Below are 26936 nucleotides of genomic sequence, written 5' to 3'. Positions count from 1 at the left end.
GATGGGCGATCATGATCGCAAAGGCTGGCGGCTGTCATTGATCCCAAGCAAATCGCCCCAAGCGGGACGCCGCCTCGCGGCGATGCCGCAAGTTGATCCGCGTCAATGACAGCGGGGATGTGCTTATTCGACGGGGTGGCCGATCGCAGCACCGAGCTCGCGCAGCAGCCGATCGGAGAGCTGGCCGGTGACCTGCATCTTGTGCTCGCGCTCGAACTTCTGGATCGCGGACTGGGTCTCGCCGTTCATCGTGCCCGTGATCTTCAGATTGCCGTAGCCGTATTCGGACAGCGCGCGCTGCACCCCGGCGATACGCCGTGCGGCCGGGCTCTGCGGCACGGGAATCGGGGCCGGCGGGCGCATGGTGGACGGCGGGGTCGAGGTCGTCTGCTTGACCAGGTTGGTCATCGGATCGTTCGCGCGCGTCGATGCGGTCGCCTCGACGGGCTTCTCCGGCGCCTTCTCGGCGGCGCGCTCGGCAGGCTTGGGCTCGGCGCGGAACTCGGTCGCGCGCGGCTCGAGCGGCGAGCTGTCGGCGCCGACGGGGCGCGGACGCGGCAGGGGATTCGACAGCTGCATCGATGACGGCGCGGGCAGATTGATCACGGTGCCGAACATCGGCGCCGGGTGCCGGCCGGTCTGCAGGAACAGCGCATTGGCAACGATCGCGCCGACCGCAGCGACCGCGACGAGACCGGCCAGCGTATCCTTGGGGCTGTGCAGCAGCACGCGCATCACGAGGTTGCGCTCGGTCTCGACATCGACCGTCGCGGCCTTGGCACCGCGGCGGCGCGGAGCGGCTTCGTCCTTGGCAGACTTCTTAGGCACTTTTCTTCACCAGAGCGGGTTGGTCCTGAGACTGGTCGTGAGCTCGGTCTTGAAGCTCCTGACCTTGAAGTTCCTGTCCTTGAAATTCTTGTCCTTGAAATTCCTGGCGCAGCGCCGGCGTCAGCGTCGCGATCTTGCTCTCGGCCGGCCTGGCTTGCGGCGGCGTGTAGACGAGCGGCAGCTTGACAGTGACGGCGGTGCCCTCTCCCAACCTGCTTTGTACCGTCAATTCTCCGAGATGCAACGCCACGAGGCTCTTGACGATCGAAAGTCCGAGGCCGGTGCCTTCGTGACGGCGCTGATAGGTCTTGCCCGCCTGGAAGAACGGCGCGCCGATGCGCTGGAGATCGTCCGGCGCGATGCCGACGCCGGTGTCGCTGATGCGCAGCATCAGCTGCGAGCCGGTCACCGCGGCGGAGACGGAAACCTGACCGCCGCGCTCGGTGAACTTGATGGCGTTGGCGACGAGATTGAGCACGATCTGCTTGAAGGCCCTGGGATCGCCGGTCATGACAGGCAGGTCGTGCGGCGCGTCGGTGATGAGGTCGATGCCGTTCTCCCGCGCCTTCAGCGCCAACAGATTGCAGCAATGCAAGAGCGAGGCGCGCGGCGCGAACGGCTCGGACGCGATCTCGAAATTGCCCGATTCCATCTTCGACATGTCCAGGATGCCGTTGACGACCGACAAGAGATGCTGGCCGGAATCGTTGATGAGCTGGGCATATTCCCGGCGCTGGGCCGCGCCCAGCATCAGGGCCTGCTCCTGCGCGATCATCTCCGAGAAGCCGATGATGGCGTTCAGCGGCGTCCGCAGCTCGTGACTCATGGTGGCGAGGAAGCGCGTCTTGGCGGCGTCGGCCGCCTCGGCGGCGCTGCGCGCCTGCTCGAGCGCCTGCTCGGACAGCTTGTGGTCGGTGATGTCGCGCATCACGGCGACGACTTCGGCCTCACGCGTGAGGTCTCGATGCGGATCCTGGCCCATGCCCTGGTCGACCGGCCGGCAGCGCATCTGGACCCAGAGGAAATCGACCTGACCGCGCTCCGAACCATCGGCCTCGCGCCGCAGCCGGAACTCGACGCTGCGCACCTCGCCGCGCGCGGCATCGGACAGCGCGGTAAGATAGGCCGGGCGATCGGCGACATGGACGCGGTCGAACAGGCCGTGACCGAGCAATTGCGCCGCCGGCAGGCCGAGCATGGCCTCCGCCGCCGGCGAGATGAACTGCACCGCGCCGTTGCGCTGATGCCGCGAGATCACATCGCTCATGTTGCGGGCGAGCAGGCGATAGCGCTCCTCTTCGCGCGAGAGCAGCGCCACGCTGGTGCGTGCCAGCGATTGCGCGCCGAAGGCAAGGCCCGCGGCATAGAGCGTCGCCGAGACGACGCCGCAGGCCATCAGCACGCCGCGTTCCGCGGCGCCGACGTCTGCTGACGGCAACCAACCGAGCTGACCGAGCAGGATCAGGAGGCCCGCACAGGACAGCGCGAGCAATGAGGCGAAGGCAGCGACACGGCGCGAGGCCGACAGCGCGGCTTCGAGCGGAACCACGACCAGCCAGACCGCGGCGAACGATTCGATGCCGCCGGTGCTGCCCGCGACCGCCATGATCAGGCCGGCGAGTGCCAGCGACGACAACACATGCGCGCTTTCATAGCGTCCGGTGCGCGACAGGAACCAGGACAACAAGATCGGCGCGATCAGCCATGCGAAAGCGGCGACCTCGACCGCGCTCGGCGCGCCCCGCATGGCGAGATAGACCGGGAATGCGGCGAAGGCGCCCAGGCTGCCGAGCAGCAGCGGCGCCATGAAGGCACGATGGCGCGCTCGCATCAGCGCATCGGAACGCGCAGAGGGATGCAGCAATGCATCGAGACAATCGCGGATGATACTCAAAACTGTCACGGGTCTCGCGCTTCGGCTCAATCGTCTTAGAAGACGCGCCGGAACGCCTCCTTGTCGTTGAGCCACCGTGTCAGAGCGACCTTAAACGAGTGCTAAGGCGGCGGGACGCGCGACCGGACGCCGGGACATCGCGCGGCTTTTTAGACGATTTGACGACGTCTTCGCTGCGGATGGTGAACACAGGGTTTCATCTTCCCGCTGATGGTTTCGAATTGGTGGATATGCCTGCCGGCAGGATCACGGGCCACGGCGTCAATCGAAAATTTACGACGCCGTCGATCCCGAAGAATTTTGCGCCAATTTTCCGCGAATTAAGCTCAAGGCAATGACTTGCGATTTATCGAGAGTTGCTAGGTCGGAACGCGCGCGGACCATCGCCGCGGACGGGATCTACCATACAGGTCGACAAGATGCGTTTTCTGCTCCGCATCACATTCTGGCTCGGGCTGGTGCTGGTGCTCCTGCCGCGGGACAAGACGCCCGAATCGGACAAGCTGCCGCAGATCGGCGCTGCCGACGCGGTTCAGGCTGCGACCGCGGCCGTCTCCGACATGACCCAGTTCTGCAAGCGCCAGCCGGCGGCCTGCGAGGTCGGTGGACAGGCCGCGACCATCATCGGCCAGCGCGCCCAGGACGGCGCGCGCAAGATCTACCAGATCATCAACGACAAGAAAGATCAGATCGGCCACGACAGGAACGAGAAGATCGACAAGACCGACAAGAAGGCGCCCGACCATACCGGCTCGATCGCGATGGCCGGCGAAGGCGATGCCGTCTCGAGCGAAGCGCCGCGCGACACCCTGAGCCAGGACGACCTCGCGCTGGAATGGCGCGGCCCTCAAGCGGCGAATTAGCGCCAAACCCTATCGATTTCGGCGCCTCGCATCCTTATATTGGCGGGAAGCGGGAACCATGGGCCAGCATGACGACGATCGACGAAATCAGGGACAATTTCGAGCTTCTGGACGAGTGGGACGACCGCTACCGGTACGTCATCGAGCTGGGCCGGACCCTGGAACCGATGCCGGAGGCCGAGCACTCCGCCGAGAACAAGGTGAACGGCTGCGTCAGCCAGGTCTGGCTGCAGAAGCTGGTCGACCGCAGCCATGGCGCGCCGATCCTGAGGTATCGCGGCGACAGCGACGCGCATATCGTGCGCGGGCTGGTCGCGATCGTGCTCTCGCTCTATTCGGGCCGCACGCCGCAGCAGATTCTGGACACCGACGCCATCGCCGTGTTCGACGAGTTCGGCTTTCGCGATCATCTGACGCCGCAGCGCTCCAACGGCCTGCGCTCCATGGTCGAGCGCATCAAGACCGACGCGAGAGAGGCGCTCGCCGAAGCGACGTGAAGAAGCTTCATCGAGAGCTCTCGTAGGGTGGGCAAAGCGTAGCGTGCCCACGTTCTGAATGCGATTGGAGAAGACTCGTGGGCACGTCGCGCAAGAGCGCGCCTTTGCCCACCCTACAAGAACTACGAAAGCTGCGCCTCTACTTCCCCTTCTTCCGCTGCTGCTGTCCGAGGCCCATCTGCTTGGCGAGTTGCGAGCGCGCCACCGCGTAGTTCGGCGCGACCATGGGATAGTCGGCCGGCAGGCCCCATTTCTCGCGGTATTGCTCCGGCGTCATGTTGTACTGGGTGCGCAGATGCCGCTTCAGCGATTTGAAGCGCTTGCCGTCTTCCAGGCAGACCAGATAATCGGGCGCGACCGACTTCTTCAGCGAGACCGCCGGCTTGGCCGGCTCGAGCGGCGCGGTCTCGGTGCGGCCGGACGACACCCGCACCAGGGCGCCGTGCACCTGGCTGATCAGGTTCGGAATCTCCGCGGCCGGCGTCGGATTGTTGCTGAGATAGGCCGACACGATGCTCGCCGTCAGCTCGATGAAATTCTTCGCCCCAGCGTCCGACATCGGCCCGCCTCTCTCCACCTTGCGCCTTACGGGATAGACGACGCCGGACCATTGTCTGTCAACAAGCCGTTCGGCCGAGACAAGTCGACGACCGACGAGGCCACAACAACGGCGGCGCTCACTTCTGCTCAGCCGCGCTGGTCGAGATGGGAACGGAGCTCATCGATGGAGGCAAAGCGCATCATGCCCTCCGGCATCTGCGCTTCGATCGAGCCGTCGGAATAGAGCGAATAGGCCATGCCGTCGACGATTCCGGACTTGAGCACGGTCACGGGCGGCTGCTCGGGTGCGGCCGCCGGCTCAGGTGCGGGCGGCGGCGGCGCGGGAGCGGCTTCCGCGGCGGGCGGGCGCGGCGGCGGCCGGCGCGAACCTACGAGCGGCTCCGGTGGGCGCATGCGCTCCGGCTTCGGCCAAGCGTCGTCGAAGCTGGCAGGCGGAGCGTCCTGCGCCGCGGGCGCTGCAGGCGCTTCGAGAGGCGGCGGCGCGCCCTCGGTCGTCTTCGCCTCCGCACGCTCGCGCTCCTTGCGCGAGGTCGAGGCGAACAACAGGTTGCGCCGGCGCGGCGCTTCCGGAGTCGCGGGCGGCGTCGGAGCTTCCGGCTCCGGCGCTGTCTCGGGGCGCGGACGCTCGCGCGCGGAGGCTTCGCTCTGCCACGGCGGCAGGCCTGCGGGCGGTGGCGGCGGTGGCGCCGGCTCGGTCCTAGCCGCCGAGGCAGGCATCAGCTCGGGCGCAACGGCGCCTGATGCGGCGAGGCCCGGCAGCACGGGCCTGACCCGCACTTCGGACGGCGCACCGGCCAGCCGGCGAGCGATGCCCCGCAGCTCCGCGACCACGAGATAGAGGCCCGCCAGTAACAGTCCGGAGCAGACGGCGATCGTTCCCGCGATTATGAGGGGACTGCCGAGGCTGAACTCCCTCACGGAGAAGCCGAACAGGATCGAAAGGAGGCCCGCCACGACGGCGAAAATCCCCGCGATCAACAATGCCAAGGTCATCGAACTCACCCCCGGCCGCACACATCCACACGCGACCCGTCACGCCACGATATCGTCATACGCCGTTCCGCGCCAACGGCCAATTGCAGCCCGCGTTCCTAACGGGAAGGAAATCAGGGACTTATTCACATTCCCTTCAGACAGGGCTAGCTACTGCTAGGCTTGCTCTGAAATCGGGAATTGCTGCGGCGCATCAGGAATTTAGCCATAATGCCCAATTACTTGGTAATGGAACTGCGCTATAGGGAAACCGGGGTTGAGGCCCGCGCGCACCAGCAGGGCCAAGAGGGGATTCCGGGGCGCCAATAGCCATGACATCCATCACGACGTCGGCGATCGACACGCCTCAACGGCGCTCGGTCGAACGGACTTGCGACGATCTCGCCATGCTGGTGCTGGCCGTGGTCGCCGTCGTTGCGGGCCTGACCTTCCGCGACTATGGCCTCGGCTGGGACGATTACACCCACGCCGAATATGCCGACCTGCTGCTGCGCATGTTCGGTTCCGGCTTCAAGGACAATGCGGCGCTCTCCTTCGCCAATCTCTACATGTATGGCGGCGGCTTCGACATGGTCGCGGCCCTCCTGCACAAGATCATTCCGCTCGAATTGTTCGAGACGCGACGTCTGGTCGGCGCCATCGTCGGCGTGATCGGGCTCGCGGTGACCTGGCGGCTCGGCCGCCGCATCGGCGGCCCGCTCGCCGGTCTTGCCGCGCTCCTGTTGCTCGCGCTGTGCCCGATCTTCTACGGCCACATGTTCATGAACCCGAAGGATGCGCCCTTCGCGGTGGCCATGATCATCCTGATGCTGGGCCTCGTCCGGCTCGCCGAGGAATATCCGCAGCCGTCGCCGCGCACGATCCTGATCGTCGGGCTCGGCGCCGGTCTTGCGCTCGGCTGCCGCGTTCTCGGCGGGCTCGCCCTGGTCTACGCCGTGCTCGGCTTCATCCCGCTGTTCCTGGAGGAACTGCGCAGCCAGGGCCTGCGCGAGTCGGCGCGCCGCTTCGCCCATGTCGTTTATGTGCTGCTGCCCGGCCTCGCGTTCGGCTATCTCCTGATGGGCCTGCTCTGGCCGTGGTCGATCATGGAACCCGGCAATCCCTTCCAGGCGCTGACCTACTTCTCGCACTTCTTCGAGAAGCCGTGGAAGGAGATGTTCGACGGCGCGATCGTGTCGGTGCCCGACATGCCGTGGTCCTATCTGCCGACGCTGTTCGCGCTGCAGCTGCCCGAGGTGATGCTGGTGCTGATGGCCGGCGCGGTGTTCGGCACCTTCGCCATGCTGGCGCGAGACGAAGTGCCGGCGCGGCGCAAGACCATCATGCTGATGCTGACGCTGGCTGCGACCCTTCCGCTTGCGATCGCGATGGTGAAGCGGCCGGCGCTGTACAACGGCATCCGCCATTTCGTGTTCGTGATTCCGCCGATGGCGGTGCTCGGCGGCGTCGCTTTCGCTAGGGCGATGGAGCGCCTGCGCGCCAATCACCGCACCTGGCAGCCCGTCGTGCTCGCCACCTTCTGCTTCGGCCTCGCGTTGCCGCTCGCCGAGATGATCCGGCTGCATCCCTATCAATACACGCACTTCAACCACATCGCCGGCACCGTGCGCGGCGCCGACAACCGCTTCATGCTGGACTATTGGGGCCTCGCGCTGAAGCAGGCCTCCGACGGATTGCGCGAGCAGATCGTCGAGCGCCAGGAGGTGCCGCCGGCGAACCGCAAATGGAAGGTCGCGGTGTGCGGTCCGCAGCGCCCGGCGCAGGTCGCCCTCGGACCCGACTTCACCATCGGCTGGGATTCCAACGCGGCCGATTTCGCCATGACGCTCAGCGAGTTCTACTGCAAGGGCCTGACCGCGCCGGTGATGGTCGAGATCAAGCGCGACGACGTGGTGTTCGCCCGTGTCTACGACATCCGCGGCCGCAGCATCTCCAGCCTGCTGTCGATCCCGGCGCCGTAAATGATGTTCTCCCGTAGCACTTCCGCCTTCGCTCTTCGAGCTACGGCGGACAAGCATGCGGGTGACGCTTGAGTGCCGCGCTTCCGACGCGCCTTGCTGCCAGCCATTTGCAAGTCTACGCTCCCTCCCCGCAACAACGATGTTCGGAGGGATCAGCCATGTCGCCAGCTGAAGCGCGCCTGAAGGAAGTGCCGTCTGATATGACGGAGGCCGAGTGGCAGCAACGGGTCAATCTCGCCGCCTGCTATCGCCTGGTCGCGCTGTACGGCTGGGACGATCTGGTCGACACCCACATCTCTGCGCGGGTGCCCGGCCCCGAGCATCACTTCCTCATCAACCCCTACGGATTGATGTTCGAGGAGATCACGGCGTCGAGCCTCGTCAAGGTCGATTTGCACGGCAACCAGCTCTCCGAGAGCGAATACAGCATCAACCCGGCGGGCTTCACCATTCATTCGGCGATCCACGAGGTCCGCGAGGACGCGATCTGCGTGCTGCATCTCCACACGCTCGACGGCACCGCGGTGTCGAGCAGCGCAGAAGGCCTGCTGCCGCTGAACCAGACCGCTCAGCTCGTTACCCACGACCTCGCCTATCACGACTACGAAGGCATCGCACTGGACCACGACGAGCGGCCGCGGCTGCAGAAGGATCTCGGCGACCACAACCACATGCTGCTGCGCAATCACGGCACGCTGACGGTCGGCCGCTCGGTCGCCTCCGCCTTCGAGCGCATGTACCACCTCGAGCGCGCCTGCTCGATGCAGGTGCGCACCCGCGCGCTCGGCACGCCGGTCTATCCGGTCGAGCAGATCGCGATCGAGAAGAACACCGAGCTGCTCGCCAACCGCGATCGCGCCGAACTGCGCGCCACCAACCTGGTGTGGCCGCCGCTGCTGCGCAAGCTCGACCGCGAGCTTCCGGGCTACCGGTCTTGAGATTTTCAAGAGTTTGAGGTAGTCTTTTTACCGAACTACCTCTGCACGTTCTGGAATGAAACGCCGCCCAATCCCGGGCGGCGTTTTTGTTTGGGGACACACGCCGCCTTCATTGCGAGGAGCTCGCGACAAGATTGCATAGCGATTTTGCGCTGATGCGACGAAGCAATCCAGACTGTTTCCGCGGAAGGATTCTGGATTGCTTCGCTACGCTCGCAATGACGAGGATAGGTCTCGTAGGGTGGATTAGCGAAGCGTAATCCACCGTGCATCCGCGCGTGCGGAACGAAGTTGGTGGATTACGCCTTCGGCTAATCCACCCTACTGCGCTGGATTGTTTGGCTCCGCTCGCAATGACGGAGAGAGGTGTCGACGGTGGGCAAAGCGGAGCGTGCCCACGTCTTCGTCCTTTGTAATCATTGAGAGATGGTGGGCACGGCGCTTTGCGCCTTTGCCCACCCTATGGCACCGAATCTACTTCACTTCCGCCAGTGCCGCCAGGATGCGGGCCCAGGAGCGGATGCCCTTCTGGAAGCTGCGCAGGTCGTACTTCTCGTTCGGGGAGTGGATGTTGTCGTCGTCGAGGCCGAAACCGACCAGCAGCGAGTCGAGGCCGAGCGTGCGCTTGAAGTCGGCGACGATCGGAATCGAGGCGCCGGAGCCCATCAGCACGGTCTCCTTGCCCCATTCGTCCGTGAGCGCCGTGCTGGCGGCGGCGAGCGGCTTCATGTTCCAGTCGAGTGCGACGGCAGGCGCGGCGGAATGGTCGCCGAACTCGACCTTGCAGTCGCCCGGGAGCCGTGCGGTGACGTAATCGCGGAAGGCTTTGCGGATCTTCTGCGGGTCCTGTCCTTCGACGAGGCGGAACGAGACCTTGGCGGAGGCATGCGAGGGGATCACCGTCTTGGAACCCTCGCCGATATAGCCGCCCCAGATGCCGTTGACGTCGCAGGTCGGGCGCGACGAGGCCTGCTCGATCAGCAGGCGCCCCTTCTCGCCGGCAGGGATCGACAGGCCGATCGGCTTCAGGAACATCTCGGGCGTCAGGTTGAGCTTCTTCCATTGCGCGAGGATGTCGGGCGGCAGATCCTTCACCCCGTCATAGAAGCCGGGAATGGTGATGCGGTTGTCGTCGTCGAACAGCCCGCCCAGAATTTTCGTCAGCACCCGGATCGGGTTCATCGCGCTGCCGCCGAACACGCCGGAATGCAGGTCGCGATTGGCGGCGGTGATCTTCAGCTCTTCATAGAGCAGGCCGCGCAGCGAGGTCGTGATCGCCGGGGTGTTGCGGTCCCACATGCCGGTGTCGCAGACCAGCACGTAATCGGCCTTGAACTCGTCCTTGTTGGCCTCGATGAAGGGCACGAAATTCTTCGAGCCGACCTCCTCCTCGCCCTCGATCAGGAAGGTGACGTCGATCGGCAGCGAGCCCGTCACCTTCTTCCAGGCGCGGCAGGCTTCCACGAAGGTCATCACCTGGCCCTTGTCGTCCTCGGCGCCACGCGCGACGATGATCTTGCGGCCGTCGGCGTGGTCGGTCACCACGGGCTCGAACGGCGGGCGGTGCCAGAGATCGAGCGGATCGACCGGCTGCACGTCGTAATGACCGTAAAAGATCACATGCGGCCGGCCGCCGGACTTGCCGTCTCCCTGGGTCTTGCCGACGATGGCGGGATGGCCCGCGGTCGGCCTCACCTCGGTAGCAACACCGAGACTCGCAATGTCCTTGGCGAGATGGTCCGCCGCCGCCTTGCAATCCCCGGCAAAGGCCGGATCCGCCGAGATCGACTTGATCCGGAGTAGCGCGAACAGACGCTCCAGGCTGTTGTCGAAGTCCTTGTCGATGTGGTCGAGCACGGATTGAAGCTGCGCATTGGCCATGATCGTGTTCCTGATTGCCGGGTGTCGAGATGCGCTTTTAGCGCTGCCGCCGCGGCGGTGCCAGCCACGTCACGACATCGCAACCCCGCCGAAGGCGCGCCTATGGAAGTTTGGCCTTTAGCGCCGCAGCAATCCGCCGAGCGCGCCGCGGACCAGCGTGCGGCCGATCGAGCCGCCGAGCTGGCCGCCGAGCGATTTGCCGATATTGGCCGCCATCCCGCCGATTACCTGGTTGGTGACCGATCGCGTCACGTCGCGCGCGATGACCTGGCCGGTCGACAGCCGGCCGCGCTTGACGTTGGTGCCGAACACGGTGCCGACGATCGAGCCGATCTGGCCGAGAATGCCGCCGCCGCTCCCGCCAGCCGGGCTGTCGGCCGTCGCCGCGGTGCCGGCAATGCGCTTCTGGATCATCTCGTAGGCGGATTCTTCGTCGACGGCGGTGTCGTATTTGCCCTTCACCGGACTTGCAGCCATGATCGCCTTGCGCTCGTCGGGCGTGATCGATCCGATGCGGGCCGACGGCGGACGGATCATCACCCGCTCGACCATGGCCGGCGTGCCATTGCCCTCGAGGAAGGACACCAGCGCCTCGCCCTTGCCGAGCTCCGTGATCACCTTGGCCGTGTCGAGCTTCGGATTGGGCCGGAAGGTCTGGGCCGCAGCCGCGACCGCCTTCTGGTCGCGCGGGGTGAAGGCGCGCAGCGCGTGCTGCACCCGGTTGCCCAGCTGTCCGAGCACACGGTCCGGAACATCGATCGGGTTCTGCGTCACGAAGTAGACGCCGACGCCCTTGGAGCGGATCAGGCGGACCACCTGCTCGATCTTGTCGAGCAGCGCCTTGGGCGCGTCATTGAACAACAGATGCGCCTCGTCGAAGAAGAACACCAGCTTCGGCTTGGGCAGATCGCCGGCCTCGGGCAGCTCTTCGAACAGCTCCGACAGCATCCACAGCAGGAAGGTCGCATAAAGCCTGGGGTTCTGCAGCAGCTTGTCGGCGACCAGGATATTGACCATGCCGCGGCCGTCGCGGTCGGTCTTCATGAAATCCTCCAATGCCAGCGCCGGCTCGCCGAAGAATTTGGTGCCGCCCTGGTTCTCCAGCACCAGGAGCTGGCGCTGGATGGTGCCGACGGTAGCCTTGGTGACGTTGCCGAACCCCTGCGCGGCCTTGCGGATGACGGCGAGCGGATCCTCCTCAGCGTCCGCCGCTTTCTTCCCGCCATTGGGCACGATGGCGTCGAGCAGCGCGCGCAGATCCTTCATATCGACGAGGGTCAGCCCGGCGTCGTCGGCGACGCGGAAGGCGACGTTGAGCACGCCTTCCTGCACGTCGTTCAGATCGAGCATGCGCGCCAGCAGAAGCGGCCCCATCTCGGTGACGGTCGCGCGCACCGGATGACCCTGCTCGCCGAACACGTCCCAGAACACCGTCGAGAACTGGTCGGGCTGGAAATTCAGCCCCATTGCGGAGGCGCGCTTGAGGATGAAGTCCGCGGGCACGCCGACCTCCGAGATGCCGGAGAGGTCCCCCTTGATGTCGGCTGCGAAGACCGGAACACCGGCGCGCGAAAATCCTTCCGCCATCACCTGGAGCGTCACGGTCTTGCCCGTTCCGGTTGCACCGGTGACGAGGCCGTGGCGATTGGCGAGCGCCAGCGTCAGCCAGGCCTGCTCGTCTCCCTTGCCGACGAAGATCTTGTCGTCGGTATCGCCGAGCTTGCTGTCCTGTGCGGTCATTCTCTCTGATCTCTTCTTGGCGGGTTTCACGTGTCGAAACTCGAATGCACCAGTTCCGTAGTTTAACGCATGTCGCGCGCCGATTAAAACCATTCAACGCGCTCGAAGCACGCGACATCGCCGGAAACAGACGGACGACATCAGCCGAAAGTAGGAGCGGGCCGTTCGCAACGCGGCATTTTTTCGCCGATCCCATCTCCGCTCTTGCACCGCTGCAACACTTTTCGCGCCTTGGAAGATGAATCGCTTCGACGCCCGCGTTCATCGCTTGAATTTCACATCACACCGGCTCAAGATCATTCTCGAAAGAAATACTCCGGCATGAAACCGGCTGAGGGGCGGACCTTATGGACGAACTGATCGGGCGGCTGGCGACAAGCGCCAGCATAGATAGTGCTGTGGCTGAAAAGACCGTCGGCATCATCCTGGGCTTCCTCCGCAGCGAGGGTCCTCCCGATAGCGTGCAGGCCCTGATCGATCAGATTCCCGGAGCGGAAGCCGCGATCGCGGCATCCAGGAGCGGCGGCGGACTGTCGCGGCTGATGGGAGGCGGCCTGATGGCGGTCGGGACGCGCCTGATGGGCCTGGGGCTCGGCATGTCCGATATTCAGAACGTCGCCCGTGAACTTTTCCGCTACGGTCGAGACAAAATCGGAGCGGATCAGATGGGCAAGATCGTTGCGGGGACGCCGGGCCTCAGCCAGTTCGCCTGAAGGTTCGGCATTTCATATCGAGTATCATGACATATCCGATCTCCGAGATTGAGGGCCTGTCGGTCTTTGCCGCCAACAAGCTGAAGGCGCAGGGCATCCGCACCACCGACGCGCTGCTCGAGGCGGCCGGCACGGTGAAGGGCCGCAAGGCGCTTTCCGCCAAGACCGGCATCAGCGAGCAGCTGCTGCTGGAATGGGCCAACGTGTCCGACTACATGCGCATCCCCGGCATGGGCCGGGCCAAGGTCGGCCTGGTCCGCGCCGCCGGCGTCACCACCGTGCGCGAGCTCGCCTACAGGAATCCGGCAAGGCTCGCCCAGAGCATGCGCGACGCCAACGAGAAGAAGAAGCTGCTGCGAATCCTGCCGTCCGAGAAGTCGGTCGGCGACATCATCGCCAAGGCGAAGAAGCTGCAGCCGAAGATCACGTATTAGCTCCGCGCTTTCTTCGTCATACCCCGCGAAGGCGGGGTATCCAGTACGCCGCGCCTCCTCCGTATTGCCTCATTGCCTCGGAATACTGGATTGCCCGCTTTCGCGGGCAATGACAGCGAGGGGTTGGTCTTGACTCCCCCTCCCCGCCCGCTAAAGCGGGCGCCATGAATGCCTCGCCCTCCCCATCCGTCCCGCCGGCCGGCTCGGCCGGGCCAGATGTGCTGCGAACGCTGCTGGAACGGCCGATCCCGGCGGTGATGGGCGTGCTCAACGTCACCCCGGACTCCTTCTCCGACGGCGGCGAGTTCATCGCGCCGGAGCTGGCGCTGGCACGGGCGCGGGCGATGATCGAGGCCGGCGTCGACATCATCGATATCGGGGCCGAGTCCACCCGGCCCTACAAGGGCGCCAGGCCGGTCAGCGCGGACGACGAGCTTGCCCGGCTGAAGCCGGTGCTGGCTGGCGTCGTAGCCCTTGGCGTGCCGGTCTCGATCGACAGCATGAAGGCGGAGGTGGTGGCTTTCGCGCTCGACCAGGGCGCGGCGATCGCCAACGACGTCTGCGGCCTGCAGCGCGACCCCGCCATGGCCCCGCTGGTGGCGGCAAGAGGCGTGCCCGTCATCGTCATGCACAACCGCGACGATGCCGATCCCGCCATCGACATCATCACGGACTTGAAGACGTTCTTCCTGCGCTCGCTCGACATCGCCGCAAAGGCCGGCATCGCCCGCGACAGGATCGTGCTCGATCCCGGCATCGGCTTCGGCAAGACCGCCGAGCAGAGCATGACTGCGCTGGCGCGCCTGCGCGAGTTCGAGATGTTCGGCCTGCCGATCCTGGTCGGCGCCTCGCGCAAGCGCTTCATCTCTTCCGTATCGCCGTCGGAGCCGAAAGAGCGCCTCGCCGGCTCGATCGCCGCGCATCTGATCGCCGCGCAGCGCGGCGCCAGGATCATCCGCACCCATGACGTCGCCGAGACCTTGCAGGCGCTGCGAGTGGCGAACGCAATCGAGGGCAAGCAATGACCGACACGATCTTCGTCACCGGCCTGTCGATCCACGCCCGCCACGGCGTGATGGATCACGAGACCGAGGTCGGCCAGCGCTTCGTCATCGATCTCGAACTCCATACCGACCTGTCGGAGCCTTCGCGCAGCGACCGGCTCGCCGATACGGTGTCCTACGCCGACGTCGTGGCGACCACGACGGCGGCGTTCAAGAACACCAATTACAGGCTGCTCGAGCGTGCGGCGGGCGCGGTGGCCGACGCCATCCTGTCGCATTTCCCGCGCATCCGCGCCGTGAAGGTCACCGTGCACAAGCCGCATGCGCCGATCGCCGCGATCTTCGACGACGTCGGCATCGTGCTGACGCGCTCGCGGCATCCCTGACATGGCGAGCGTGCTGATCGCGCTCGGCGGCAATGTCGGCGATGTCCGCGCGACGTTCCGCAAGGCGATCGCCCATATCTGCGGCATGGCGCAAGGCGCATTGATCGCGCGCTCCTCGGACTATGCCACGCCGCCCTGGGGCGACGAGGACCAGGCCCCCTTCATCAACGCCTGCATCGAGATCGAGACCGGCCTCGATCCGCACGCGCTTCTGTTCGTGCTGCAGAAAGTCGAGCAGAAGTTCGGCCGCACGCGAACCAAGGATCGGCGCTGGGGCCCGCGCACGCTCGATCTCGACATGATCGCCTATGACGATGTGTCCTTGCAGAAGCCCGACCTGACGCTGCCGCACCCGCGCCTGTTCGAGCGCGCCTTCGTGCTGGTGCCGCTGGCCGAAATCGCACCCGAGCGCGTGATCTCGGGCATTCGTGTGCGCGACGGGCTCGCCAGCGTCTCGACGCAAGGCATTGAGCGGCTTCCGGATACCGGTTAACCAAAAACAACCGTTTGCAGGGACGGTCCGCCGTGGCAATTTCGCCTGCGAATAACGATACGCTCGGGAGCCCCTCGCCGCATGACCTCCGTGACTGACGACCTGCCGCTGGCGGCGGATTTTCCCAAGGCGACGCCAGAAGACTGGCGCAAGCTGGTCGATGGCGTACTGAAGGGCGCGCCGTTCGAGAAGCTGCTCGGCAAAACCTATGACGGCATCAAGATCGATCCGCTCTATCCGCGCGCCAGGGGCGTCGCGCCCGTGGTGGGGCGGCCGCTAGCCGCGCCCTGGCAAATCATGCAGCGGATCGACCATCCCGATGCGGCGCTCGCGAATGCGCAGGCGTTGCAGGATCTGGAGAACGGCGCGACCGGGCTCGCGCTGGTGTTCGCCGGCGCCAATGGCGCGCGCGGTTTCGGGCTGGAACCATCAGCCGACGCGGTGGTCAAGGTCCTGAAGGATATTCATCTCGACGCCGGGATCGGCCTCGAGCTCGAGGTCGGTCCGCAGTCGCGGATGGCGGCGATCCATGTCGCGGAATATGTGAAGAGCCAAGGCCTCGATCCCGCCGCCTGCAACATCCGCTTCGGGCTCGATCCGCTCGCGGCCTGCGCGGTGTGGGGACACAGCCCCTACACCTGGGACGAAATCGCGCCCGCGATCACCGGCGCCATCAAGGGCCTCTCTGCGCTCGGCTTCAAGGGGCCGTTCGCCTCTGCCGACGGACGCGTGATCCACGATGCCGGCGGCTCCGAGGTGCAGGAGCTCGGCTTCGTGCTCGCCTGCGGCGTCGCTTACCTGCGCGCGATCGAAGGCGACGGCATTCCGCTGGAAGCCGCGCAAGGCATGGTCTATGCCCGGCTTGCCGCCGATGCGGACCAGTTCCTGACCATGGCCAAATTCCGCGCACTGCGGCTGCTCTGGGCGCGGATCGAAACGGCGTGCGGGCTGACGCCGAAGCCGCTGTTCATCGCCGCCGATACGGCCTGGCGCATGCTGACGCAGCGCGACCCCTACGTGAACATGCTGCGTGCGACCATCGCCACTTTCGCAGCGGGCCTTGCCGGCGCCAACGCGATCACGGTGCTGCCGCATACGCTGGCGCTCGGCCTGCCCGATCCGTTTGCGCGGCGCGTGGCGCGCAACACGCAGCTCCTGCTCCTGGAAGAAAGCAACCTCGCCAAGGTCAGCGATCCCGCGGCAGGCAGCGGCGGCATCGAGACGCTGACCGCGCAGCTCTACGAGGCCGCCTGGGCGCTGTTCCAGGAGAGCGAAAAGGCCGGCGGCGCCTTTGCCGCGCTTCAGCAAGGCCTGTTTCAGAGCAAGGTCGCGGCCGCGCGCAAGGCGCGTGAGGCCAACATCGCAAAGCGCCGCGACGTGCTGACCGGCGCCAGCGAGTTCCCAAACCTGCACGAGAGCGAAGCAACCGTGCTGACGGCGACGCCGATCGCGCTGGCACCGTATGGCGAGCAGAAATACCGGTTCGATCCGCTGTCGCCGATCCGGCTCGCGGAACCGTTCGAGGCGCTGCGCGACAAATCGGACGCCGTGCTGAAGGCACGCGGCGCGCGGCCTAAAGTGTTCCTGGCCAATCTCGGCACGCCCGCCGATTTCACGGCGCGTGCGACCTTCGCCAAGAGCTTCTTCGAGGCCGGCGGCATCGAGGCCATCGATAGCGAAGGCTTTGCCGATCCGGCCAGGCTGGCCGCCGCCTTCAAGGCCTCCGGCGCCGAGCTCGCTTGCCTCTGTTCCGGCGACAAGGTCTATGCCGATCGCGCGGAACCTGCCGCGAAGGCCCTGCAAAGTGCGGGCGCCCGACATATCTATCTGGCGGGCCGTCCTGCTGATGCCGAGGCGGCGCTGCGGGCCGCCGGCGTCACGGGTTTTGTCTTCGCCGGAGGCGATGCGCTTGCCACGCTGCAGGACGCCTACCGACGGATGGAGCAGCCATGACCGACGCCAGCAAACCCGTTCTCACCGGCGGATGCCAATGCGGTGCGGTGCGCTTTGCCGTGACGACGGCGCCGAACCGTGTCTCGATCTGCCATTGCCGCATGTGCCAGAAGGCGGCCGGTGCGCCGTTCGCATCCTTTGCCGACATCAACAAGACCGATTTCGCCTGGACCAGGGGACAGCCATCGTTCTTCCGCTCCTCCACCATTGCCGAGCGCGGCTTTTGCGCCGCCTGCGGCACGCCGCTGAGCTTCGGCCGCATCGACGGCGACCGCATCGAGATCATGACCGGCGCCTTCGATCGCCCTGACCGGGTGATCCCGACGCGGCAGTTCGGCACCGAATCCCGGCTCGGCTGGGTGGTCGGCATCGCCAACCTGCCAAGCCAGACCACGCAGCAGAATTACGGACCGGAGAAGATGGCGACCATCGTCAGCCATCAGCATCCGGATCATGATTGATGATATGGTTGAAGCCATGAGCCGCATTCCGAACTTTGCCGATGTCGCCTTCGAGAGGGCAATCACTGCAGCACCCGCCGGCAGCGCCGAGCCATGGCTGACGCCCGAGGGCATTCTGGTGAAGCCCGCTTATGGCGAGGCTGATCTGGCCGGGCTCGATTTCCTCGAGACCTATCCGGGCATCGCGCCCTACCTGCGCGGTCCCTACCCGACCATGTATGTCAACCAGCCCTGGACCGTCAGGCAATATGCCGGCTTCTCCACGGCGGAGGATTCCAACGCGTTCTACCGCCGCAACCTCGCGGCGGGGCAAAAGGGCCTCTCGGTCGCCTTCGATCTTGCCACTCACCGCGGCTACGACTCCGATCATCCGCGCGTCGGCGGCGACGTCGGCATGGCTGGCGTCGCCATCGATTCCATCTACGACATGCGCACGCTGTTCGCAGGGATTCCGCTCGACCAGATGAGCGTGTCCATGACCATGAACGGTGCGGTGCTGCCGATCCTCGCGCTCTACGTCGCCGCCGCCGAGGAACAGGGCGTTCCGCCGGAGAAGCTGTCGGGCACCATTCAGAACGACATTCTGAAAGAGTTCATGGTGCGCAACACCTACATCTATCCGCCGGCGCCCTCGATGCGGATCATCTCGGACATTTTTGCGTACACCTCGCAAAAGATGCCGAAGTACAATTCGATCTCGATCTCCGGCTATCACATGCAGGAAGCCGGCGCGACGCAGGACCTCGAGCTTGCCTATACGCTCGCCGACGGTATCGAATATCTTCGCGCGGGCCTTGCCGCCGGCCTCGACGTCGACCGCTTCGCGCCGCGCCTATCGTTTTTCTGGGCGATCGGCATGAACTTCTTCATGGAGGTCGCCAAGCTGCGCGCCGCGCGGCTGCTCTGGGCGAAGCTCCTGAAGCCGTTCAACCCGAGGGATCCGCGCTCGCTGTCGCTGCGCACCCACAGCCAGACCTCGGGCTGGTCGCTGACCGCGCAGGACGTCTTCAACAACGTGATGCGGACCACTGTGGAAGCGATGGCGGCCACCCAAGGCCACACCCAGTCGCTGCACACGAATGCACTCGACGAAGCGCTGGCGCTGCCGACCGATTTCTCGGCCCGCATCGCCCGCAACACCCAGCTATTCCTGCAGCAGGAGAGCGGCACCACCCGCATCATCGATCCCTGGGGCGGTTCGTATTATGTCGAGCGGCTGACGCGCGACCTCGCGGCCAAGGCGTGGGGGCACATCCAGGAGGTCGAGGAACTCGGCGGCATGGCGAAGGCGATCGAGGCCGGCCTGCCGAAGTTGCGGATCGAGGAAGCCTCCGCCAAGACGCAGGCGCGCATCGACGCCGGCAAGCAGGCGGTGATCGGCGTCAACAAGTACAAGCCGACCGACGAGGACAGCATCGAGATCCTCAAGGTCGACAATTCCAACGTCCGCCGCCTGCAGATCGACAAGCTGACGCGGCTGAAAGCCGAGCGCAACCAGAAGGACGTCGATGCCGCGCTCGGGGCGATCACGCGCTCGGCCGGCGAAGGCAACGGCAATCTGCTCGCGCTCGCCATCGACGCGGCGCGGGCCAAGGCGACCGTCGGCGAGATTTCGGACGCGATGGAGAAGGTGTTCGGCCGGCACCGCGCCGAGATCAAATCCATCACCGGCGTCTACAAGCGGGAGGCGTCCAGCATGGGCAACCAGGTCGAGAAAGTTCAGGCGCTGATCGACGCCTTCGAGGAGGCGGAAGGCCGCCGCCCGCGCATCCTGGTCGCCAAGATCGGCCAGGACGGCCACGACCGCGGCCAAAAGGTGATCGCCTCGGCCTTCGCCGACATCGGCTTCGACGTCGACATCGGGCCGCTGTTTGCGACCGCCGACGAAGCCGCCCGGCAGGCGGTCGAGAACGACGTCCACATCCTCGGCGTCTCCTCGCTCGCCGCCGCGCACCTCACCGCGGTGCCGGAGCTGAAGGCCGCGCTGAAGAAGCAGGGCCGCGACGACATCATGATCATCGTCGGCGGCGTGGTGCCGCCGCAGGATTACGATGCGCTCTATGCCGCCGGTGCGGAGGCGATCTTCCCGCCGGGCACGGTGATCGCGGAAGCCGCCGAGGAGCTGATCCGCAAGCTGAACGCCCGTCTTGGGCATAGCGAGGCGGCGGAGTAGCTTCGGCATCTATCTTCCGGCAAGAAGGATTTTGCGTGATGTTTCTCGCGCCAATGCTCACGCGTGCGCTCGCTGTCGCCATGGTTTGCAGCGCGCTGTTCAGTCCCGCCCACGCCGCCGACCCCCAGCCCGACGCCGTCGTCAAGACTGGGAGCATCGAGGCGCGCTTATTCCTCGACGATAAAATCAAGGCAGACGCGGCACTGGCGGCGGATTGCCTCCGGGAAGGCAAGAAGTGGCTCGACAAGAATGCAGCGGAAGCTGCCGCCGCGCGCAAGGCCGATCCGCAATTCTCCAGGGACGGTGGCTGGGAGTTCGAGCGCAAGTATGAGATCCGCTCGGTCGTCGCGGATCGCTATGTCAGCATCCTGCGCAACGACTACATGAATACGAGGGGTGCGCATCCGAACTCGGACGTGAACACGATCCTGTGGGACAAGGCCGACACCAAGCGCATCTCGATCCGTCCGTTCTTCACCGAGACCGCCGACAACGGCGCGACTATGAAGGCGATGGCGAAGGCGATCATCGTCTCGCTCAAGGCGGAGAAGAAGAAGCGCGACGCCGGCGAGACCGCAACCGACGAATGGTTCAAGGAGCTGAAACCGAGCCTGCTGAAGATCGGCGCCGTGACGCTGACGCCTTCGACCGAAGCGGGCAAGAGTTCCGGCCTCACCTTCCTCTATCCGCCCTACGCCGTCGGTCCCTATGCCGAGGGCGAGTATGTCGCCTTCGTGCCGTGGGAGACGCTGAAGCCTTACCTGAGCGCCGAAGGCACCCGCATCTTCGGCGGCGCGCGGCCGAAGGGCGACGCCGAGGAGCCGTGAGCGATCGCTAGGATCGCGGATGGATCCGCACCAACGTCCGCGCAAGCGAATCCGTCCAATCGGGAATCCAGGACGCAAACAGGGTTTGCCAGCGGTCGGCGTCCGCAGGTTCGGTCTCGAGATCAACCGACCATTCGATCAGGGTGCGGTCGCCTTCGACGATCGGGCGCAGATGCATGCTGCCTTGATAGCGCGTCGGCGTCGGCGTCCGGTTTCCGTCCTCTAGCGGATATTGCAGCGCTTCGAGACCGGCATAGGTCAGGGTGTGCTGCCGGTCCGAATGATCGACCAGGCGCTGCCGGATCCAGTTCCCGAGATAGCAGAAGCGTCTGATCGCGCCGACTTCATCGCCGCGCTTGTCGTCCTCGATCACGCTCTCGCTGACGCCGTCGATGTAAGCGGGATAGTTGTTGAAATCGCGGATCAGCGACCAGGCGTCGTCCAGCGGGCAGTCCAGCACGGCGCTGTAATAGGCTTGAGTTATCGATAGCTTGCCTTTGGCTGTGGTTACGCGCGCAGGTTGGCGAAGCATGCCGGCAAAACCCACCCGATTTCCGACCGCCCATCCAAAGGGCATGCTGTTTTCACACAACATGTCGAACTCCTTGGTAGCGCTACCTTGCGGCGGTGCTGCAAAGCCGACTAGAATGTCGCCATTGATCAAGAGCGCCCGGCGTCACGGGCGCCGCTGGGAGGCATTCAATGTCCAAGATTTCGCGCCGTACCTTTGCGGCTTCGACCGCTGCCGTCGCAGCATCCGCCGCTTTCGGGTTCAAGCCCGCACTCGCTCAGGCCTATCCGGCCCGGCCGGTCACCGTGATCGTGCCCTGGGGCGCCGGCGGCGGCACCGATGCGACCGCGCGCATCGTCGCCGCACTGCTGGAGAAGGATCTCGGCCAGCCCTTCAACGTGGTCAACCGCACCGGAGGCTCCGGCGTGGTCGGACACAGCGCGATCGCGACCGCGCAGCCCGACGGCTACACGATCGGCATGCTCACCGTCGAAATCTCGATGATGCACTGGCAGGGCCTCACCGAGCTGACGCCGAAGAGCTACACGCCGCTGGCCCTGATGAACGAGGATCCCCCCGGCATCCAGGTCTCCTCGTCCTCGCCCTACAAGACCGTCAAGGAACTCGCGGACGCGATCAAGGCCGCGCCTCCCGGCAAGTTCAAGGCTTCGGGCACCGGCCAGGGCGGCATCTGGCATCTGGCGCTGGTCGGCTGGATGCAGGCGATGGGCCTGCCCGCCAACCAGGTCGCCTGGGTGCCGTCGAACGGCGCGGCGCCGGCGATGCAGGATCTTGCCGCCGGCGGGCTCGACCTCACCACCTGCTCGGTGCCGGAGGCGCGCGCCATCATCGAGGCCGGCAAGGCGAGGAGCCTCGCCATCATGGCGCCGGCGCGCAATCCGGTCTTCAAGGACGTGCCGACGCTGAAGGAGGCGATGGGCATCGACTACGCGACCGGCGCCTGGCGCGGCATCGGCGCGCCGAAGGGCCTGCCGCCTGAGATCGCAACCAAGCTCACAGCGGCGCTGAAGAAGGTCTACGACTCCGCCGAGTTCAAGGACTTCATGAGCAATCGCGGCTTCGGCACGGTGTGGGGCGATGCCGCCCACTTCGCCAGCTTCATGGACAAGGGCGACGCCCAGATGGGCGGAGCGATGAAGGCGGCCGGCCTCAGCAAGGCGTGATCTGCGATGCTCTGCTCGCCTCTCCCCGCTTGCGGGGAGAGGCCGGAATGCGCGCGAAGCGCGGATTCCGGGTGAGGGGGACTCTCCGCGAGTCCAACTCTCACCTCCCTCGCGGAGAGCCCCCCTCACCCCGACCCTCTCCCCGCACGCGGGGAGAGGGAGAACTTCTTCACAGGACCACTCTCCATGCGTCTTCCCGACTCCGTCACGGGATCGTTTCTCATCGCCCTCGGCGCGGCGGCCGCCTATGGCGGCTGGATCCTGCCGCCGGTGCCCGGACAGCCGGTCGGCCCCAACGTGTTCCCGCTGGTGATCGGCTGCGGCCTTGCACTATGCGGGCTCGCGATCGTGTTCGGCATCGGCCACTCCTTCGAGGAGGAGGAAGAGCTGATCCCGCTGGAGGACGGCCAAGCGGCAGCCCCGCCGCCGCAAAGCAGGCTCTATGACCTGCGCGCTTTGCTGCCGCCGCTGCTGCTGCTGTTCTACGTGGTTGCAGCCGACAGGCTCGGCTTCATCATCACCGCAGCGATCATGGTCTACGTCACCTCGACGGCGCTCGGCGCCAAGTGGAAGCTGGCTCTGCCGCTCGCCGCGCTCTCGCCCTTCGCCGTCCACCTCATCTTCGGCAAGCTGCTCCGCGTGCCGCTGCCCGCCGGCCTGCTGCCGACGCCCTGGTAATCCCATGCTGAAAACCCTGCTCGATGCGTTCGCGCTGATCTCCACGTGGGAGGTCATCATCTCGATGTTCGCAGCCTCCGTATACGGCCTCGTGATCGGCTCGCTGCCGGGCCTGTCGGCAACCATGGCGACCGCCCTGCTCGTCCCGGTCACGTTCTACCTGTCGCCGATCGCGGCGATCGCGACCATCGTCGCGGCATCCTCGATGGCGATCTTCTCGGGCGACATCCCCGGCGCGCTCTTGCGCATTCCCGGCACGCCCGCCTCCGCCGCCTATGCCGACGAGGCCTATGCCATGACGCGCAAGGGCCAGGCCGAGCTCGCGCTCGGGGCCGGCGTGTGGTTCTCCGCCGTCGGCGGCATTGCCGGCGTGCTGTCGCTGATGATCCTGGCGCCGCCACTCGCCGAGATCGCGCTGTCGTTCTCGACCTTCGAATATTTCTGGCTGGCGCTGCTCGGCCTGATGTGCGCGACTCTGGTCGCGCGCTCCTCGCCGGTGAAGGCGATCGCCGGCATGTTCATCGGCTTGCTCGTTGCCTGCATCGGCATCGAGAATCCCGGCGGTGTGCCGCGATTCACCTTCGGCCTCACCGATCTGTTCGGCGGCATCGAGCCGATCCCGGCGCTGGTCGGCGTGTTCGCGGTGGCGCAGGTGATGCGCGCGATGCTGACGCCCGAGCCGCCGCCGCTGCCGCGCCGGAAATTCGGCAGCATCCTGGCCGGCCAGTGGAAGCTGACCAAGCTCTATCGCTGGCAGATGACGCGCGGAAACATCGTCGGCATCATCATCGGCGTGCTGCCCGGCGCCGGTGCCGACATGGCCGCCTGGGTCTCCTATGCGATGTCGAAACGCTTCTCCAAGGAGCCGGAAAAGTTCGGCACCGGCCACGTCGAGGGCCTGGTCGAGGCCGGCGCCAGCAACAATGCCAGCATCGCCTCGGGCTGGGTGCCCTCGCTGCTGTTCGGCATTCCCGGCGATACCATCGCCGCGATCGCGATCGGCGTGCTCTACATGAAGGGCCTCAACCCGGGCCCGACGCTGTTCACCGAGAAGGCGTCGAGCATGTACGCGATCTACCTGATGTTCATCATCGCCAACATCATGATGATCCCGCTCGGCATCGCGATGATCCGGGTCGCCGCCTACATCCTACTGGCGCCGCGCTCGGCCATCATGCCGATCATCATGCTGTGCTGCGCGGTCGGCTCGTTCGCGATCGGCAACAACATGTTCGGCGTCGTCACCGTCGCCACCTTCGGCGTGATCGGCTATGTCATGGAAACGAACGGCTATCCCGTCGCCGCCATGGTGCTCGGCATCGTCATGGGCACCATGGTCGAGCAGGCCTTCGTGACCTCGCTGATCAAGTCCGACGGCAGCATTTTGCCGTTCTTCGAACGTCCCATCGCAGCCATTCTCGCCGCCATGGCGATCGGTGCCCTGCTCTGGCCGGTGATGGTGTGGATCTGGCGCAAGGTGAAGCAGCCGCAAGCCGCGGCAGCGGCGAGCCGGTGATATCGGCGCGGGTTCTCGCCCTGCCCCCACCCCGGGCGGTCGAGGCCCGGCGGCTGGGCCAGGCTGCAACCCTGTGCTAGTATTGGGCCATGATAGAGGTCGCAGACATTCCGCTCGAGACGATTGTCGGAAAGCTCAGAGAGCTTGCCCCAACCTTGAGAGCCGCGGGGGTCGCCCGCCTGTACCTGTTCGGGTCCCGCGCCCGCGGCGACGCCCGGCACGACAGCGATCTTGATGTTCTGATCGAGACCACTTCGCGCGAGGAAACGCCGCGGTTCGACTATTTCAGGGTCCTGCACCTGATCGAGGATGAGGTCGGCCTTCGAGCGCAAATCTCGATGCGAGACTTGCTGAAGCCGCGCATAGCCGAGCGGATCGCGGATGATCTGGTTGAGGTCTTCTGAATGCCGCCGACCGCGGAAGACCGGCTGCGAGATATTCTGGAAGCCATCACCGACATCGAAAGCGTCGTGAAGGGCCTCAGCTTCGATCAGCTCGTCTCAGAAAGGACCGCCCGTCTGGCAATCGAACGCCTTCTCGAAATCATCTGCGAGGCTTCAAGATTCATCCCGGATGAGATCAAGCGAACCGAGCCTGAAATCGACTGGCGCAAGATGATCGACTTCGGAAATCTTCTACGTCATGCCTACCATATGACGAAAGCCGAGATCGTTTGGGACATGATTCAAGCTCACCTTCCACCGTTGAAATCCTGCGCTGAAAGACATCTTCGCATGTCGGGCCGCTAGCGGCTGGACGCGAAAACAATCATGACTATTGGCAAATCCATCGACATCAAGACCCTCGCCAAGGAGCTCCGCGCCGGCAGCCGCGCGGCGCTGGCGCGCGCCATCACGCTGGTGGAGAGCCGGCGCGGCGACCATCAGGCGCTGGCGCGCGAGCTGGTGCAGATGCTGCTGCCGGACACCGGCAAGGCGTTCCGTGTCGGCATCACCGGCTCGCCCGGCGTCGGCAAATCCACCACCATCGATGCGCTGGGCACGTACCTCATCGAACAGGGCCATGAGGTCGCGGTGCTCGCGGTCGACCCGTCCTCGGCGCGCAGCGGCGGCTCGATCCTCGGCGACAAGACGCGGATGGCGCGACTGTCGGCCTCCTACCACGCCTTCATCCGGCCCTCGCCGTCCTCGGGCACGCTCGGCGGCGTGGCGGCGAAGACCCGCGAGGCGATGCTGCTGTGCGAGGCGGCCGGCTTTGGCGTCGTGCTGGTCGAGACCGTCGGCATCGGCCAGTCCGAGACCGCGGTCTGCGACATGACCGATTTCTTTCTCGCCCTGATGCTGCCGGGGGGCGGCGACGAATTGCAGGGCATCAAGAAGGGCCTCGTCGAGCTCGCCGACATGATCGCGATCAACAAGGCCGACGGCGACAATCTCAAGCGCGCCAACATCACCGCCGCGGACTATCGCGGCGCGCTGCATATCCTGGCTCCGCGATCCGAGCATTGGCATCCTCCCGTCGTCACCTATTCGGCACTGGCCGGCACCGGCATCGCCGAGCTCTGGCAGAAGGTGCTCGACCACCGCAAGGCGATGAATGCCTCCGGCGATTTCGCCGCGCGCCGGCGCGAACAGCAGGTGAAATGGATGTGGTCGATGCTGGAGCAGCGCATGTTGGCGCGGCTGCGCAGCGAGGCGTCGGTTCGCACCAAGGTCCGGAAGATCGAAGCCGAGGTCGCCGAGGGCCACCTCACCCCGGCACTCGCCGCCGAGCAGATCCTGGGATTGCTGCAATGAGCGAAAAACTCCGCATTCTCCTCACCGGCTTCGGGCCGTTTCCCGGCGCCCCCCATAACCCGACGCAGCCGCTGGTGGCACGGCTGGCGCAATTGCGCCGTCCGGCACTCGATGATGCCGCGATCGCCAGCCACATCTTCCCGGTCACCTATGCCGCGGTCGACGGGCAATTGCCCGACGTGCTCGCGAAAGTGAAGCCGGATGCGCTTCTGATGTTCGGCCTTGCTGCGCGCACGCCTTACCTGCGGATCGAGACCCGCGCGCGCAATGCCGTCACCATGCTCTGGCCCGATGCCGCCAACACCCGATCGAGCAAGCGCGGCATCGCCGGCCGCGCGGACGCCATGACGTTCGGCCCGCACACCGCAAGGCTGCTGCGCGCCGCGCGCCTCACCGGCATCGATGCACGGTCCTCGCGCGATGCCGGCGCCTATCTCTGCAATTATTTGAGCTGGCGCGCGATCGAGAACGTCAGGGCGGGCGGTCCGCAGCTTGCGGCGTTCGTCCATATCCCCCTGCTCGCGCGCAGCGGCTCAATACGACGCAAGGGGGCGCCGCGGATCACGCTGGAGGAACTCGTCGATGCCGGCGAGGCCATGCTGATGGAAATGGTGCAGCTGGCACGGAAGCAGCGGACCACGCGGATTTCGTAGAGTGGGCAAAGGCGCTCTTGCGCCGTGCCCACCATCT

At 65.7% G+C, this 26936-nt stretch carries 27 protein-coding genes; 20 read left to right on the top strand and 7 right to left on the bottom strand.

Annotated elements, in window-relative coordinates:
* Positions 1 to 123: 123 nt before the first annotated feature.
* Both DCM80_RS22570 and DCM80_RS22565 read right to left on the bottom strand, forming a co-directional pair.
* The gene (locus DCM80_RS22570; protein ID WP_257193763.1) at positions 124 to 828 is read right to left on the bottom strand and encodes a peptidoglycan-binding domain-containing protein; all 705 of its coding nucleotides are present in this window, start codon (positions 826 to 828) and stop codon (positions 124 to 126) included.
* Complete coding sequence (locus tag DCM80_RS22565) at positions 821 to 2731, bottom strand: PAS domain-containing sensor histidine kinase (protein ID WP_257193761.1); 1911 nt, start codon at positions 2729 to 2731, stop codon at positions 821 to 823. Before DCM80_RS22565 ends, DCM80_RS22570 begins: the two co-directional genes overlap by 8 nt.
* A gap of 410 nt (positions 2732 to 3141) precedes the next feature.
* Between DCM80_RS22565 and DCM80_RS22560 the strand changes: the two genes are divergently transcribed.
* Entirely contained in the window at positions 3142 to 3585 is a 444-nt protein-coding gene (locus DCM80_RS22560; RefSeq protein WP_257193759.1) for a DUF5330 domain-containing protein, read from the top strand.
* A 68-nt stretch (positions 3586 to 3653) separates the two neighbouring features.
* A complete protein-coding gene (locus DCM80_RS22555; RefSeq protein ID WP_028135389.1) occupies positions 3654 to 4082 on the top strand; it encodes a SufE family protein in 429 nt (142 codons plus the stop codon).
* A gap of 139 nt (positions 4083 to 4221) precedes the next feature.
* Here DCM80_RS22555 and DCM80_RS22550 read toward each other — a convergent pair whose 3' ends face one another.
* A complete protein-coding gene (locus tag DCM80_RS22550; RefSeq protein WP_028135388.1) occupies positions 4222 to 4641 on the bottom strand; it encodes a MucR family transcriptional regulator in 420 nt (139 codons plus the stop codon).
* A gap of 128 nt (positions 4642 to 4769) precedes the next feature.
* Positions 4770 to 5636, bottom strand: coding sequence for a DUF308 domain-containing protein (locus tag DCM80_RS22545; RefSeq protein WP_257193758.1), 867 nt, complete (start codon positions 5634 to 5636; stop codon positions 4770 to 4772).
* A 311-nt stretch (positions 5637 to 5947) separates the two neighbouring features.
* Between DCM80_RS22545 and DCM80_RS22540 the strand changes: the two genes are divergently transcribed.
* Positions 5948 to 7597 carry a glycosyltransferase family 39 protein gene (locus DCM80_RS22540; protein WP_257193757.1) on the top strand — a complete coding sequence of 550 codons (1650 nt, stop codon included), beginning with the start codon at positions 5948 to 5950 and terminating at the stop codon, positions 7595 to 7597.
* A gap of 158 nt (positions 7598 to 7755) precedes the next feature.
* Positions 7756 to 8535 carry a class II aldolase/adducin family protein gene (locus tag DCM80_RS22535; RefSeq protein ID WP_257193756.1) on the top strand — a complete coding sequence of 260 codons (780 nt, stop codon included), beginning with the start codon at positions 7756 to 7758 and terminating at the stop codon, positions 8533 to 8535.
* Between the two features lie 474 nt (positions 8536 to 9009).
* Here the strand turns inward: DCM80_RS22535 and DCM80_RS22530 are convergent, their stop codons facing one another.
* A complete protein-coding gene (locus DCM80_RS22530) occupies positions 9010 to 10416 on the bottom strand; it encodes a M20/M25/M40 family metallo-hydrolase (protein WP_257193754.1) in 1407 nt (468 codons plus the stop codon).
* A gap of 117 nt (positions 10417 to 10533) precedes the next feature.
* On the bottom strand, positions 10534 to 12156 hold the full coding sequence (locus DCM80_RS22525; protein ID WP_257193753.1) for a DUF853 domain-containing protein: 1623 nt from the start codon (positions 12154 to 12156) through the stop codon (positions 10534 to 10536).
* 347 nt (positions 12157 to 12503) lie between these two features.
* On the opposite strand from DCM80_RS22525, the gene DCM80_RS22520 reads away from it, so the two are divergent.
* The 9 genes from DCM80_RS22520 (at position 12504) to DCM80_RS22480 (ending at position 20600) form a co-directional block, all read left to right on the top strand.
* Entirely contained in the window at positions 12504 to 12869 is a 366-nt protein-coding gene (locus DCM80_RS22520; protein ID WP_257193752.1) for a DUF2267 domain-containing protein, read from the top strand.
* A gap of 26 nt (positions 12870 to 12895) precedes the next feature.
* Complete coding sequence (locus DCM80_RS22515; RefSeq protein ID WP_097662917.1) at positions 12896 to 13303, top strand: DUF4332 domain-containing protein; 408 nt, start codon at positions 12896 to 12898, stop codon at positions 13301 to 13303.
* Positions 13304 to 13467: 164 nt separating this feature from the next.
* Positions 13468 to 14328 carry a dihydropteroate synthase gene (gene folP, locus DCM80_RS22510; protein ID WP_257193750.1) on the top strand — a complete coding sequence of 287 codons (861 nt, stop codon included), beginning with the start codon at positions 13468 to 13470 and terminating at the stop codon, positions 14326 to 14328.
* Positions 14325 to 14693 carry a dihydroneopterin aldolase gene (folB, locus tag DCM80_RS22505; RefSeq protein WP_257193749.1) on the top strand — a complete coding sequence of 123 codons (369 nt, stop codon included), beginning with the start codon at positions 14325 to 14327 and terminating at the stop codon, positions 14691 to 14693. Before folP ends, folB begins: the two co-directional genes overlap by 4 nt.
* 1 nt (position 14694) lies before the next feature.
* Positions 14695 to 15186, top strand: a complete 492-nt coding sequence (folK, locus tag DCM80_RS22500; RefSeq protein ID WP_257193747.1) for a 2-amino-4-hydroxy-6-hydroxymethyldihydropteridine diphosphokinase — start codon at positions 14695 to 14697, stop codon at positions 15184 to 15186.
* A gap of 81 nt (positions 15187 to 15267) precedes the next feature.
* Positions 15268 to 17139 (top strand): methylmalonyl-CoA mutase subunit beta, encoded by a 1872-nt coding sequence (locus tag DCM80_RS22495; RefSeq protein ID WP_257193745.1) that lies wholly within the window; start codon positions 15268 to 15270, stop codon positions 17137 to 17139.
* Positions 17136 to 17600, top strand: a complete 465-nt coding sequence (locus DCM80_RS22490) for a GFA family protein (RefSeq protein WP_257177503.1) — start codon at positions 17136 to 17138, stop codon at positions 17598 to 17600. Before DCM80_RS22495 ends, DCM80_RS22490 begins: the two co-directional genes overlap by 4 nt.
* A gap of 16 nt (positions 17601 to 17616) precedes the next feature.
* Complete coding sequence (gene scpA, locus DCM80_RS22485; protein WP_257198013.1) at positions 17617 to 19773, top strand: methylmalonyl-CoA mutase; 2157 nt, start codon at positions 17617 to 17619, stop codon at positions 19771 to 19773.
* A 38-nt stretch (positions 19774 to 19811) separates the two neighbouring features.
* Positions 19812 to 20600 (top strand): DUF3298 domain-containing protein, encoded by a 789-nt coding sequence (locus DCM80_RS22480; protein ID WP_373569365.1) that lies wholly within the window; start codon positions 19812 to 19814, stop codon positions 20598 to 20600.
* Positions 20601 to 20607: 7 nt separating this feature from the next.
* On the opposite strand, the gene DCM80_RS22475 is transcribed toward DCM80_RS22480, so the two are convergent.
* Positions 20608 to 21264, bottom strand: coding sequence for an SRPBCC family protein (locus tag DCM80_RS22475; protein ID WP_257193743.1), 657 nt, complete (start codon positions 21262 to 21264; stop codon positions 20608 to 20610).
* Positions 21265 to 21302: 38 nt separating this feature from the next.
* Between DCM80_RS22475 and DCM80_RS22470 the strand changes: the two genes are divergently transcribed.
* The 7 genes from DCM80_RS22470 to DCM80_RS22440 all read left to right on the top strand — a co-directional run bounded on the left by DCM80_RS22470 (position 21303) and on the right by DCM80_RS22440 (position 26899).
* Complete coding sequence (locus tag DCM80_RS22470) at positions 21303 to 22295, top strand: tripartite tricarboxylate transporter substrate binding protein (protein WP_257177499.1); 993 nt, start codon at positions 21303 to 21305, stop codon at positions 22293 to 22295.
* Positions 22296 to 22481: 186 nt separating this feature from the next.
* Complete coding sequence (locus tag DCM80_RS22465) at positions 22482 to 22973, top strand: tripartite tricarboxylate transporter TctB family protein (RefSeq protein ID WP_257193742.1); 492 nt, start codon at positions 22482 to 22484, stop codon at positions 22971 to 22973.
* A 4-nt stretch (positions 22974 to 22977) separates the two neighbouring features.
* Positions 22978 to 24489 (top strand): tripartite tricarboxylate transporter permease, encoded by a 1512-nt coding sequence (locus DCM80_RS22460; RefSeq protein WP_028135370.1) that lies wholly within the window; start codon positions 22978 to 22980, stop codon positions 24487 to 24489.
* Positions 24490 to 24578: 89 nt separating this feature from the next.
* On the top strand, positions 24579 to 24893 hold the full coding sequence (locus DCM80_RS22455; protein WP_257193741.1) for a nucleotidyltransferase family protein: 315 nt from the start codon (positions 24579 to 24581) through the stop codon (positions 24891 to 24893).
* A complete protein-coding gene (locus DCM80_RS22450; RefSeq protein ID WP_257193740.1) occupies positions 24894 to 25238 on the top strand; it encodes a DUF86 domain-containing protein in 345 nt (114 codons plus the stop codon).
* A 21-nt stretch (positions 25239 to 25259) separates the two neighbouring features.
* Positions 25260 to 26246 (top strand): methylmalonyl Co-A mutase-associated GTPase MeaB, encoded by a 987-nt coding sequence (meaB, locus tag DCM80_RS22445; RefSeq protein WP_257193739.1) that lies wholly within the window; start codon positions 25260 to 25262, stop codon positions 26244 to 26246.
* Positions 26243 to 26899, top strand: coding sequence for a pyroglutamyl-peptidase I (locus tag DCM80_RS22440; RefSeq protein WP_257193738.1), 657 nt, complete (start codon positions 26243 to 26245; stop codon positions 26897 to 26899). Before meaB ends, DCM80_RS22440 begins: the two co-directional genes overlap by 4 nt.
* The last annotated feature ends 37 nt before the right edge of the window (positions 26900 to 26936 follow it).

Source organism: Bradyrhizobium sp. WBOS08 (genome assembly GCF_024585125.1).
Classification (GTDB): Bacteria; Pseudomonadota; Alphaproteobacteria; order Rhizobiales; family Xanthobacteraceae; genus Bradyrhizobium; species Bradyrhizobium japonicum_B.
The sequence above is the reverse complement of the archived record's forward strand: the minus strand, read 5'-3'. Positions and strand labels throughout refer to the sequence as shown.